The sequence below is a fragment of the Aeromonas rivipollensis genome (assembly GCF_010974825.1).
GTDB lineage: Bacteria > Pseudomonadota > Gammaproteobacteria > Enterobacterales > Aeromonadaceae > Aeromonas > Aeromonas rivipollensis.
Genome location: NZ_JAAILA010000013.1, coordinates 1 through 11,707 on the forward strand (window position 1 = coordinate 1; position 11,707 = coordinate 11,707).

General features: G+C 64.5%; 10 protein-coding genes and 1 other RNA gene. 1 reads left to right on the plus strand and 10 read right to left on the minus strand.

Features of this window, described 5'->3' with window-relative positions; all coding sequences use genetic code 11:
• Positions 1-98 precede the first annotated feature (98 nt).
• From G4923_RS09705 to G4923_RS09750, 10 genes are all read right to left on the minus strand, one after another.
• Entirely contained in the window at positions 99-530 is a 432-nt protein-coding gene (locus G4923_RS09705) for a superantigen-like protein SSL4 (RefSeq protein WP_240455283.1), read from the minus strand.
• A gap of 97 nt (positions 531-627) precedes the next feature.
• An RNA gene (ffs, locus tag G4923_RS09710) (signal recognition particle sRNA small type) lies at positions 628-724 on the minus strand.
• A gap of 102 nt (positions 725-826) precedes the next feature.
• Positions 827-1,615: a sulfite exporter TauE/SafE family protein gene (locus tag G4923_RS09715; protein ID WP_111912060.1), complete on the minus strand. Its 789-nt coding sequence runs from the start codon at positions 1,613-1,615 to the stop codon at positions 827-829.
• 92 nt (positions 1,616-1,707) lie between these two features.
• Entirely contained in the window at positions 1,708-3,144 is a 1,437-nt protein-coding gene (arcD, locus tag G4923_RS09720; protein WP_042650365.1) for an arginine-ornithine antiporter, read from the minus strand.
• A gap of 387 nt (positions 3,145-3,531) precedes the next feature.
• Positions 3,532-4,293: an SDR family oxidoreductase gene (locus tag G4923_RS09725; protein ID WP_163136850.1), complete on the minus strand. Its 762-nt coding sequence runs from the start codon at positions 4,291-4,293 to the stop codon at positions 3,532-3,534.
• A gap of 182 nt (positions 4,294-4,475) precedes the next feature.
• Positions 4,476-5,399: a 3-hydroxyisobutyrate dehydrogenase gene (gene mmsB, locus G4923_RS09730; protein ID WP_163136852.1), complete on the minus strand. Its 924-nt coding sequence runs from the start codon at positions 5,397-5,399 to the stop codon at positions 4,476-4,478.
• Between the two features lie 58 nt (positions 5,400-5,457).
• Positions 5,458-6,555, minus strand: a complete 1,098-nt coding sequence (locus tag G4923_RS09735; RefSeq protein ID WP_163136854.1) for an enoyl-CoA hydratase/isomerase family protein — start codon at positions 6,553-6,555, stop codon at positions 5,458-5,460.
• Complete coding sequence (locus tag G4923_RS09740) at positions 6,548-7,345, minus strand: enoyl-CoA hydratase (RefSeq protein ID WP_111912052.1); 798 nt, start codon at positions 7,343-7,345, stop codon at positions 6,548-6,550. Before G4923_RS09740 ends, G4923_RS09735 begins: the two co-directional genes overlap by 8 nt.
• Positions 7,346-7,487: 142 nt before the next feature.
• Complete coding sequence (locus G4923_RS09745) at positions 7,488-8,645, minus strand: acyl-CoA dehydrogenase family protein (RefSeq protein WP_139745683.1); 1,158 nt, start codon at positions 8,643-8,645, stop codon at positions 7,488-7,490.
• 109 nt (positions 8,646-8,754) lie between these two features.
• Positions 8,755-10,266 (minus strand): CoA-acylating methylmalonate-semialdehyde dehydrogenase, encoded by a 1,512-nt coding sequence (locus G4923_RS09750; RefSeq protein ID WP_163136856.1) that lies wholly within the window; start codon positions 10,264-10,266, stop codon positions 8,755-8,757.
• Positions 10,267-10,541: 275 nt separating this feature from the next.
• Between G4923_RS09750 and G4923_RS09755 the strand changes: the two genes are divergently transcribed.
• A complete protein-coding gene (locus G4923_RS09755) occupies positions 10,542-11,690 on the plus strand; it encodes an isovaleryl-CoA dehydrogenase (RefSeq protein ID WP_163136858.1) in 1,149 nt (382 codons plus the stop codon).
• The last annotated feature ends 17 nt before the right edge of the window (positions 11,691-11,707 follow it).

Below are 11,707 nucleotides of genomic sequence, written 5' to 3' on the forward strand. Positions count from 1 at the left end.
TTACCTGATTGTTTACTACAAATGGCGGCGTCCACATCAACACAATGATGGGAGCGTGCCAGCAAAAGGCGAGGATCGGCCTAACCCAGTTTCCGGATTTAGTTGAAGACGACACTATCCCCTAGCGACTTGATGAAGTAGCCGATGTAGTTCTTCTGATTGCTGAGTTCTTTGGGGGCCCACGAGAGCGCCTTCTCTTTCAGATAACGCTCACTGAGTTCTGAGAGTGCAGGGGATGAAATGGCAGAAGGAGTCGCAGAGACTGCCTTAGGGACAGGGTTGGCCGCTGAGGGTGTCTGTTGCGATAGCTGCTGCTGAGGCTCCGGCGAGGAGCTTGATTGAAGTTCTGGCTGGGCAGCCACAGGCTTTACCCGAGAGCGCGCGCAGGCAAGCAACTGGGCCACCTTGCTTCGTGCGACCAGCTTGTCCCGAGTACGGAGAGATTTCTTGATGTCTTTGCGGCGACCACAGGGGAGCACTGTCACCTTGTGGTAGTACCAGATACCTTGCGGAGAGAGCCAGAGATTCACTATGAAGACTCCTGATCCATCCACACAAAGTGGATTACCAAGAGGTCTGAAGGGGGCTATTAGCTGTAACTTATTGATTTTCAGAAACAGGTGGTGGCCCCACCAGCCACATCCCGGCACTCGAGTCCCCCGCCTTGGCTGCTACCTTCCGGTCCTGACCAGGTTGACGAGTTATCAATGCGAGAGGACCAATGGGACCACCGGCGAGGAGAATAGGCAAACTGGCCTGCCAATGCAATGGCTTTCTGCCAGGAGACGAACCGTTCGCCTTATTTTTCAACAATCTGCCGAATGGATCAGCTAAACAGCATGAATTTGGCCCCCACCACCAGCATCAGCAGGGCGAACGCCTGCTTGAGCCGCTTGGGAGAGAGGCGATGGGCCAGCTTGGCGCCGACACGGGCAAACTGGGTGCTGGTGAGCACTATGCCAAGCAGGGCCGGCAGATAGATGTAGCCGACACTCCACTCGGGCAGATCGGCGTGACCCCAGCCGGCATAGAGGTAGCTCAGGCTGCCCGCCAGGGCGATGGGCATGCTGCAGGCGGCAGAGGCCGCCACGGCGTTGCGCATGGGCACCGAGTTCCAGCTGAGGTAAGGCACCGTCATGGAGCCCCCCCCTATGCCAAACAGCGCCGAGAGCCAGCCGATGACGGTGCCCGCAATGCCGGTGCCGACCGGCCCTGGCATCTGGCGCTCCGCCTTGGGCTTGAGGTTCAGCCCCATCTGCAGGGCCATGGTCCAGGCGAAGCAGCCGATGATGATGTTGAGGGTGCTGGCGCTGAGCTGGCTGGCGGTCAGGCCGCCGAGCCAGGCGCCGATGAACATGCCCGCCCCCAGGCGTCGGATCATCACCCAGTCGACGGCCCCCGCCTCCTGATGTGCCCGCAGGGAACTGAAGCCGGTGAAGATCATGGTTGGCAGGGAGGTACCAAGCGCGAGGTGGGTAATGATCTCCGGGGCCACCCCCTGGGCATGAAAGCTGAGTACCAGCACAGGCACTATGATGAGCCCGCCACCGATCCCGAACAGTCCCGCCAGCATGCCCGCGAAGGCCCCCAACACCAGATAACCCACAAACAGCATAAAAATTCCTTATATAGCTAAATGGCGGTCTAGTTGACCGCCATTTCCCATAAAAAAAGAGATGGCGTCATGCCATCTCTTTATTGTGCCGATTAATGCAGGGGAATGGTACCGTCCATCACCTTGTAGAAGGCCAGCACGGCGCAACCGAGCAGGGCCGCCGTCATCCCGCGCTCCAGCCGGTTGAGGCTGCGCAGGCCGTGGTGCTGGCGCGCCTTCCAGTAGATGAAGATGCCGGGGCTGTAGAGCAGCGCCACCAGCAGCAGGTACTCCACCCCGGCGGCATAGACCAGCCAGCAGCCGTAGACGGTGGCCACCAGGGCCAGCAGCAGATCACGCTTGCGCTGATGGGGCTGGTGCTCGTAGGTGGTGCCCTGCAGCGCCAGCTTGAGGCCATAGGCGCCGGAGAAGACGTAAGGCACCAGGGCCGCCGAGGTGGCGATGTTGACCAGCGCCAGATAGGTGCTGCTCTGGAAGTAGATGATGATGAGGAAGGCTTGCACCAGGCAGGTGGAGCACCAGAGCGACACCTGAGGCGAGCCGTTCTTGTTCTCCTTGGCAAACCAGGCCGGGAAGACCCCTGTCTTGCCCGCGATGTAGGGTACTTCCGCCGCCAGCACGGTCCAGCTCAGCAGGGCCCCCATCACGGAGATCACCAGGCCGATGTTGATGAGCCAGGCGCCCCAGGGGCCGACCACGGCTTCCAGTATCATGGCGGTGGAGGGATTCTTCAGGGCCGCCAGCTGCGGCTGGTTCATGACACCGAGGGAGAACAGGGTCACCATGACGTAGAGCGCCAGGGCGCCGAGCAGCGCAAGTACGGTGGCACGGCCCACGTCCTTGCGATGACGGGCACGGGCGGAGACCACCACGGCCCCCTCTATGCCGATGAAGACCCAGAGCGTCACCTTCATGGTGGACTTGACCTGATCCATCACGGAACCCAGCTCGGTGTTGCCCTGCCCCCAGATGTCCAGGGTGAAGGTCTCCATGTTGAAGGCGAGCAGGACGGCGACGCAGAAGACGATGAGGGGCACCATCTTGGCGATGGTGGTGACTATGTTCACCAGGGCCGCCACCTGGATGCCGCGCAGCACCAGGGCGTGCACCGACCAGATGAGGAGTGAGGCGAGGGTGATGGCGACCGGGGTGTTGCCGTCGCCGAAGATGACGTTGTCCGGCGTGTCGAAGAAGTAGCTCAGGGCGCTGAACACCACTATGGCGTAGGAGACGTTGGCCAGCAGCTGGCAGAGCCAGTAGCCCCAGGCGGCGTTGAAACCGACGAAATCACCGAAACCGGCCTTGGCGTAACTGAAGATGCCCCCATCGAGATCCGGGCGACGCATGGAGAGGTTCTGGTAGACCAGGGCGAGGCAGATCATGCCGATCCCGGTGATGGCCCACCCCAGGGCGACGGCCCCGGCGCTGGCGTGCGCTGCGATGTTTTGTGGCAGACTGAAGACCCCGGCACCGACCATGGAGCCGATCACCAGCGAAATGAGGGCGCCGAGCCCTAGTTTCTTGTCCATCTCAAACCTGTTTTATTAAGCGGCGGCTGAGCATCCGTATTCATACAGCGCGCGACATGGGAGGGGCGATAAATCCGTACCCCGTGAAAAAGGCGGCAACTATATTGCATGACTATTCCGACCGCAATCCTTCGCAGTGCCAATCATGCACCGCCTTGACCGCGCGCAATTCTACAGCACTCACTCACCCGGCCTGTGAGCTGGTTCAAATTCAGAAAGACCCGTTGATCTTTCACGTTTTTCCATGATGTCAGCCCTGTTTTTCGAAGAAGCCCTGCATGCCCATGCAGCGAGTCTCCCTGGGCGTCAGGCAGGTCTTTGGGTTTAAACGGCCATAAAAATGCCCCTGTGCCAGTGGCAAGGGGCATGGGCGGATCGCCGCCGGGGTTAGAGTCGCAGACCGCCGTCGAGATCGATGATACGCCCGGACAGGTAGTCGTTGGCGAGGATGAATTGCACCGTCTGGGCCAGTTGCTCCCCCTGCCCCAGGGCGCCGACCGGAATGGCCTGCTGCATCCGGGCCATCGCCTCCGGCTTCATGGCCGCCGTCATGTCGGTGGCAAAGACACCGGGGGCTATGCCCATCACCCGGATGCCGTGGCGGGCCAGCTCCCGCCCCCAGGTCACCACCAGGGAGGCGACCCCCGCCTTGCTGGCGGCATAGTTGCTCTGGCCTATATTGCCCGCACGGGCGATGGAGGAGATGTTGATGATGACGCCCCCCCGCCCCCCTTTCGCCATCAGCGCCGCCCCCTCGCGGCCGCAGAGGAAGGTGCCGGTGAGGTTGACGTCGATGACGGCCTGCCACTGGGCCAGGCTCATCTTCTCCACCAGCGCCCCCTCTTTGACCTTGATGAGCATGCCGTCCCGCAATATGCCGGCGCAGTTGACCAGCCCATGCAGGGCGCCGAGCTGCTCCTCCATGGCGGCAAAGGTCGCCTCCACCTCGGGCTCATCCGCCACGTTGCAGACGAACAGGGCGCAGCGACCATCCCGGCTGCGCACCTCGGCCTCGGTCACCTCCAGATCGGCGCGGTTGACGTCGACCAGGGCCAATATGGCCCCCTGACTGGCCAGACGCAGGGCGATGGCGCGGCCAAGCCCCCGTCCCGCTCCCGTGATGGCGATGACTTTATCTGTGATATCCATAAATGCTCCTTGTTGCCTGGACCCGGATGACGGGAAAGAATGAATGGCAGGCTCCCGCATCACATAGCGCCGGGCTCGTCCTGGGGTTTATCCAGATAGAGTTCGAGAATGCTGGAAAAATCCCGTGCGCCCTGCCCCTTTGCAGCGTGCAAGTTGAAGAGAGTGATGAGAGGCCAGCGTTCTCACTTCTCACCCTGAGCCTTACCGAGATACAACGCTAGGATACTGGAGAAATCCTTGCACTCCTGACCCTGGCTTGCGTGCAGGTTAAAGAGGTTGCGGGCCAGCGCCCCCATGGGCACGGCGCTGTGGGCGTGCTCGGCCAGCGCCATGGCGAGCCCCAAATCTTTGACCATCAGCCGGGTCATGAAGCCCCCCTCATAGTTGCGGGATGCGGGGACATTCTCCATCACCCCGGGCCAGGGGTTGTAGCGCTCCAGGCTCCAGTTGTTGCCCGAGCTCTTGCCCATGATGGTGGAGAGCACGCCCGGATCCAGCCCCTCCTTGACCCCGAGCGCCAGGGCCTCTGCGGTGCCCGCCATGTGGATAGCGAGCAGCATGTTGTTGCACATCTTGGCGATCTGCCCCGCCCCGAGCGCCCCGGCATGGAACAGGTTCTGCCCCATGCAGGCGAGCACCGGCTTGGCCGCCTCGAAATCGGCGCTCTCGCCACCGACGATAAAGGTGAGGGTGCCCGCCGCGGCACCAGCCACCCCGCCGGAGACGGGAGCATCGAGGAAGCGGATGCCCCGCGCCTTCGCCGCCGTCCCCACAGCGCGGGCCGAGGCCACGTCTATGGTGGAGCAGTCGATCACCAGGGCCCCCGTCGGCAAGGCCCCCAGCAGATCCTGACCGCCCCTCTCTCCTGCACTCTCGCCGAGCCAGAGCGCGCGCACATGATCCCCGGCAGGCAGCATGCTGATGGCCAGATCGCAGCCGGTGACTGCCTCCCGGGCATCCCCGGCGACGATGCAACCGGCCTTGATGGCCCGATCCAGGCTCTCGGGCACCAGATCAAAGACCTGCACTGCATGGCCCGCCCTGGCGAGGTTCGCGGCCATGGGTCCTCCCATGTTGCCGAGCCCGATAAATCCAATCCTTGTCATTCTTTGCTCCTTGCTCAGTTCATTATCCGGCACCTCGGCCGGCGCGCCCTTGGCAGCGCTAGGCCAGGGGGTTGGTCCCCTCGGGCCAGCGATAGAAATCGTCGAGCCACTCGGTGCCGGGCCGGGGCGGCTGCCAGCGGGGGGACTTGTCCTTGTCGATGAGCAGGGCCCGCACCCCTTCCACGAAATCCCCCTTGAGCACGCAGTTGACCGAGAGCGCCAGCTCGTCGGCAAACACCTCGGCCAGGGACTGGCGGCGCGCCGTCCAGTACTGGCGCCACAGGATGGCGCGGCTGATGGGGCTGCCGGTGCGGCAGGTGTCGCGGGCCCGGGCCAGGTCGGGCTCGTCCAGTTCGGCCCTGTCCAACCTGTCCAGCACCCCTTGCAGGGTGCGTCCGGCCAGCAGGGCATGGATCCTGGCCTGATGAGGCAGGATCACGGGGGCCGGCAACTGCTCGCCAGCCTCGGCGTGCAGCCCGCCCAGCAGCCTATCTATCTGCTCGCGTGGATCTCCCTGGTCGGCCCAGTCGAGGGCGGCGAGCCGCGCCGGCAGCTCCGCCCGCTCACGGCTCGCCATGGCGTGATCCGCAAGCCCCAACCCCAGGGCGTCCGCCCCGTTGAAGCGGGCACCGGTCAGGCCAAGCCAAAGCCCGAGTCGCCCGGGCATGCGGCTCAAGAACCAGCTGGCCCCCACGTCCGGGTAGAGGCCTATGGTCACCTCCGGCATGGCGAACAGGCTCTTCTCGGTCACCACCCTAAAGTCGGCGCCGGCAAAGAGGCCGATACCGCCCCCCATGCAGATGCCGTCCGCCACGCAGACGAGCGGCTTGCTGTAGCTGTGGATATGGTGATCCAGCCGGTATTCCTGTTCAAAAAAGTCGCGGGCATAGGCAAAGAGCGCCTGCTCGCTCTCCTCCTGCTGGCGGTAATAGAAGGAGCGGATGTCGCCACCGGCGCAGAATGCCTTCTCCCCGGCCCCCTGCAACAGCACGCAGACCACGGCAGGATCCTGCTCCCACGCGGTGAGCGCCCCTTGCAGGCGCTGGATCATCGGCAGGCTCAGGGCGTTGAGGGAGGCGGGGCTGTCCAGGGTCAGGATGCCGATGAGGTGCCCGTCCGCCGTGGGATGGGTTGCCAGGCGCACGGGTTCAGTCATGGGACTCTCCCGCGCTCTTGTCATAACGCCAGCGCGGGGCACGCTTCTCGAGGAAGGCCGCCACCCCCTCGCGCTGGTTGGCATCGTCAAACAGGGCGAGGAACAGGCTGCGCTCCAGGGGCAGGGCCGCATCCCTGTGGCCGCTGCGCCCCTGGTTGATGAGCTGCTTGCAGGCGCGCAGGGCGCTGGGGCTCTGGCGCTCCACCCGCTGGGCCATCTGCTGCGCCGCCGTCCAGGCGTGCCCTTCGGTCACCACCTCCTCCACCAGCCCCATCTCGTAGGCCAGGGTGGCGCTCACCTTCTCGCCACAGAGGATCATCCGCTTGGCCCAGCCCGGCCCCACCAGCTCGGTGAGCCGCTGGGTGCCGCCGGCGCAGGGCAGCAAGCCCACCGAGGCCTCAGGCAACCCCAGCAGCGCCTGCTGCTCGGCGATGCGAATGTCACAGGCCAGCGCCACCTCCAATCCGCCCCCCATGGCAAAGCCATTGATGGCGGCTATGCTCACCCCGTGGAAGCGGGCCAGCGCCTCGAAGGCGCGACCGAAGGCCTCTGCCACCTCGCGGGCGTGCTCCGGGTTGCCGTCGGCAAACATCTTGAGATCGGCGCCGGCGCAGAAGAACTTGTCCCCCGCCCCGCGGATCACCAGGGCCACCACATCGGGGCGGCTGTCGAGCTCCACCATCATCTGCAAGAAAGCCTGCAGGCTGGCCAGAGTCCAGGTGTTGGCAGGCGGGTGGTCGAGCGTGATGTAGGCCACGTGACCGTGATATTCGAGCCTGATCCTTGTCATTGCACTGTCCTTGTCATTAAACCTGCCGCCATGATGACAGGGTTGAATGGAGCCGAAATTCGGCTGGCTCACAAAGCCTGACGACGGCGCGGCGCCTGTCCGTCGCCCCCCAGCAACAAGAGGCGGAGGACGCGCTGCCCCCCTACTCCAGCGACAGGCCGGGATCCCCCAGCAGACGGCGGGCGATGATGAGCCGCATCACTTCGTTCGTGCCTTCCAGAATACGGTGCACCCGGGTGTCGCGCAGGTAGCGCTCGAGCGGATACTCGCGGATATAACCATAGCCACCAAAGAGTTGCAGGGCCTCATCGCAAACGCGATAACCCACATCTGTGGCGAAACGCTTGGCCATGGCGCACCAGGCACTCTTGTCCGGACTGCCGCTGTCGAGCTTGGCGGCGGCCTGGCGCACCAGCAGACGGGCGGCGGCCAGCTCGGTGGCCATGTCGGCGAGGCGGAACTGCACGCTCTGGAATTCGCTGATCGGGTGTCCAAATTGCTGGCGCTGCTGCACATGGGCCAGGGCGTCGTCCAGCGCCTGCTGGGCTGTGCCCAGCGAGCAGCTGGCGATGTTGATGCGCCCCCCATCCAGCGCCTGCATGGCAAACCTGAACCCTTCCCCCTCCTCCCCCAGCCGGTAGCGGGCGGGAATGCGCACGGCGCTGAAATTCACCTCCCGGGTCGGCTGGCTGTTCCAGCCCATCTTCTCCTCCGCCTTGCCATAGCTCACACCCGGCGTCTCGGCGGGCACCATAAAGGCAGATATCCCCTTGGCCCCCTCGCCCCCGGTGCGGGCCATCACCACCAGCACCTCTGTGCTGCCCGCCCCCGAGATGAAGACCTTGCTGCCGTCGATAAGGTAGTCATCGCCGTCCCGCACCGCACGGGTCTTGAGGGCAGCGGCGTCCGATCCCGCCCCCGCCTCGGTGAGGCAGTAAGAGCCCAGCAGCTCGCCGCTGGCCAGCCTCGGCACCCACTCTGCCGCCACCTCGGCTGGCAGCCAATTGCCCAGCATCCAGCTCACCATGTTGTGTATGGTCAGGTAAGCCGTGGTGGAGGTGCAGCCCATGGCGAGGCGCTCGAAGATGAGGCTGGCGTCGAGTCGGCTCAGGCCCAGCCCGTCATATTGCTCCGGGGTGTAGAGGCCACACAGGCCCAGCGCCGCCGCCTGCTTGATGGTGGGGATGGGGAATTCGTGCTCCCTGTCCCAGCGCGCGGCGTGGGGCTTGAGCGCCAGATCGGCGAAGGCACCGGCCGAGTCGACACAGGCCCGTTGGGATTCGGTCAGGGTAAAATCCATCTTGTTCGCTTCCTCGTTATCTCGATTGCTTGTCGCAGATCCACCGTTCGGCGCAGGGGGATAGCCATGGTGGGTGTCGGCGGGAGTGCCGTCATCCATCGGCCATTGCTCACCGCAGGTGGATGGTCATGTTGGGGCCGGTCGGTATGTCCTCGTCGAACCAGCGCTCGGTCACCGTCTTGGTCTCTGTGTAGAAACGCACCGCCTGCTTGCCATAGGCGTGCAGATCCCCGTAGAAGGATCCGCGCCAGCCGGTGAAGGAGAAGAAGGGCAGCGGCACCGGAATGGGCACGTTGATCCCCACCTGACCCACCGCCACCTCGTGGCGGAACTTGCGGGCCGCGGCGCCGCAGTTGGTAAAGATGGAGGTGCCGTTGCCATAGGGGTTGTCGTTGATGAGGGCGAGCGCCTCGTCCAGGCTCTCCACCTCCAGGCAGGCGAGCACGGGGCCGAAGATCTCCTCTTTATAGATGCGCATCTCGGGGGTCACGCCGCGAAACAGGGTCGGCCCCACCCAGTTGCCCACCGGGTAACCGGGCACGTCGCAAAAACGCCCGTCCAGCAGACACTGGGCCCCCTCGGCCATGCCTGCTTCAATCAGCCCCTCGACTCGTACCTTGGCTTCAGGGCTGATAAGGGGACCATAAGCTGCCTCTGGATCGTGCCAGACCCCGGGTTTCACCTTGGCAAACTCGGCGGCGAGATCCGGGATCCAGTCGCGGGCACTGCCCACGAAGACCGCCACGCTGATGGCCATGCAGCGCTGACCGGCGGCGCCCACCCCTGCCCCCACCAGGTTGCTCAGCACCTGCGCCTTGTTGGCGTCCGGCATTATCACCATGTGGTTCTTGGCGCCGACGAAACACTGGGCGCGCTTGAGGTTGTCGGTGGCGGTGCGATAGACGTGAGCCCCGACCCGGGCCGAACCCACGAAGCTCACCGCCTTGACGTCGGGATGGGCGAGCAGCGCATCCACCTGCTCGGCGCCGCCGTGCACCACGCTGAGGATGCCCGCTGGCGCCCCCGCCTCGGTGAACAGCTCGGCCAGCCGCATGGGGGTCAGGGGATCCTGCTCCGAGGGTTTGAGCACGAAGCCGTTGCCGCAGGCCACCGCCAGAGGGAACATCCAGAGCGGTATCATGGCCGGGAAGTTGAACGGCGTGATGCCAACGCAGACCCCCAGCGGCTGCACCCAGGAGTGGCCATCCACCCGGCGCGCCACGTTGCCCATGGTCTCCCCCAGGGTCTGGCTGGCGACGCCGCAGGCCTGCTCCACCACCTCGATGCCGCGCCACACATCTCCCCTGGCGTCCGCCAGATTCTTGCCCGTCTCCTGGGCCAGCAGGGTCGCCAGCTCGTCGTGATGGGCTTTGAGCAGATGCTGGTAGTTGAACATGACCCGGGCCCGCTCGGGGGCCGGCACCTCCCGCCACAGCAGGTAGGCGTCGTGAGCGCGGCGCACCGCAAGCTCCACCTCGGCCGGGGTGGCTCTCGGCACCCGCGCCAGCAGACTCTGATCCGCCGGGTTGGTCACCTCGATCCAGGCTTCGCTCGCGGAAGGGTACGCCTCGCCACCAATATAAAGCGGCAGATCCCCGTACTGGGTGTGGTGTTGGCTCATGCCGCACTCTCCTTGGCTGCCCGGGGGCTGGCACTGTGCCAGAGTCCTTCAGGCAGGCCGGCAGACCGGATGCACTCGCTGATCATCTTGCTCACTCCTTGCGTTTGCCCGCTCGGGGCTATGCCCCTTGCAGTCGGCACTCAACGAATTTACCTTAGACTAACAACTCATTTACGTTTACGCTAACGTAAACTTAAATCACGAATGGACTGACCAGTTTCCCTCCGTTTCGGAGGCGTGAGATTGGTGAGCACCAGAGACCAAGGAGAGCAAGGATGCATGCCCTGATGGATGAAACCCTCCGCGCCCTGACCGAGCAGGTCGAGGCCTTCTGCCAGAAAATGATAGCCCCGCGCGCCGCCGAGATTGACCAGAGCAACGCCTTCCCGCGCGACCTCTGGCCCTTGATGGGTGAGCTCGGGCTGCACGGCATTACGGTGGCGGAAGAGTATGAGGGGGTGGATCTGGGTTATCTCGCCCATGTGCTGGTGATGGAGCAGGTGAGCCGTGCCAGCGCCTCGGTCGGCCTCTCCTACGGCGCCCACTCCAACCTCTGCATCAACCAGATCCACCGCCACGGCACCCCTGATCAGAAGGCCCGCTACCTGCCCGACCTGGTCAGTGGCAAGCACGTGGGGGCGCTCGCCATGAGCGAGCCGGGGGCCGGCTCCGACGTGGTCAGCATGCGGCTCACCGCGATGCGCGAGAATGATCACTATGTGCTGAACGGCAACAAGATGTGGATCACCAACGGCCCGGATGCGGACACCTTCGTCATCTATGCCAAGACGGATGCCAATGCCGGGGCCAAGGGGATCTCCGCCTTTATCGTCGAGGCGGGCACCCCGGGTTTCACCACGGCCCAGAAGCTCGACAAGCTCGGCATGCGCGGCTCCAGCACCTGCGAGCTGGTGTTCGACAACTGCCTCGTGCCGGCAGAGAACCTGCTAGGCACCCTGCACGGTGGCGCCAGGGTACTGATGAGCGGCCTCGACTACGAGCGGGTGGTGCTGGCCGCCGGCCCCCTTGGCATCATGCAGGCCTGCATGGACGTGGTGCTCCCCTATGTGCGCGAACGCAAGCAGTTCGGCCAGGCCATCGGCGATTTCCAGCTGGTGCAGGGCAAGCTGGCGGACATGTATACCCGGCTCGCCAGCAGCCGCGCCCTGGTCTATTCGGTGGCTGCGGCCTGCGATCAGGGCCATACCAGCCGCAAGGATTGCGCCGCCGCCATCCTCTTTGCCGCCGAGAATGCCACCCAGATGGCGCTGGATGCCATCCAGCTGCTCGGCGGCAACGGCTATATCAACGAATACCCCACAGGCCGCCTGCTGCGGGACGCCAAGCTCTACGAGATAGGGGCCGGCACCTCGGAGATCCGCCGCTGGCTCATCGGCCGCGAGCTGTTGGGAGATAACGCATGATGCTTCTCCCTTTGTCA

Bases quoted from the DNA above. Each gene is read 5' to 3' on its own strand.
- arcD (WP_042650365.1), bottom strand. From the start codon at position 3,144: ATGGACAAGAAACTAGGGCTCGGCGCCCTCATTTCGCTGGTGATCGGC.
- G4923_RS09750 (WP_163136856.1), bottom strand. From the start codon at position 10,266: ATGAGCCAACACCACACCCAGTACGGGGATCTGCCGCTTTATATTGGT.
- G4923_RS09735 (WP_163136854.1), bottom strand. From the start codon at position 6,555: ATGACTGAACCCGTGCGCCTGGCAACCCATCCCACGGCGGACGGGCAC.
- G4923_RS09740 (WP_111912052.1), bottom strand. From the start codon at position 7,345: ATGACAAGGATCAGGCTCGAATATCACGGTCACGTGGCCTACATCACG.
- G4923_RS09725 (WP_163136850.1), bottom strand. From the start codon at position 4,293: ATGGATATCACAGATAAAGTCATCGCCATCACGGGAGCGGGACGGGGG.
- mmsB (WP_163136852.1), bottom strand. From the start codon at position 5,399: ATGACAAGGATTGGATTTATCGGGCTCGGCAACATGGGAGGACCCATG.
- G4923_RS09745 (WP_139745683.1), bottom strand. From the start codon at position 8,645: ATGGATTTTACCCTGACCGAATCCCAACGGGCCTGTGTCGACTCGGCC.
- G4923_RS09715 (WP_111912060.1), bottom strand. From the start codon at position 1,615: ATGCTGTTTGTGGGTTATCTGGTGTTGGGGGCCTTCGCGGGCATGCTG.
- G4923_RS09755 (WP_163136858.1), top strand. From the start codon at position 10,542: ATGCATGCCCTGATGGATGAAACCCTCCGCGCCCTGACCGAGCAGGTC.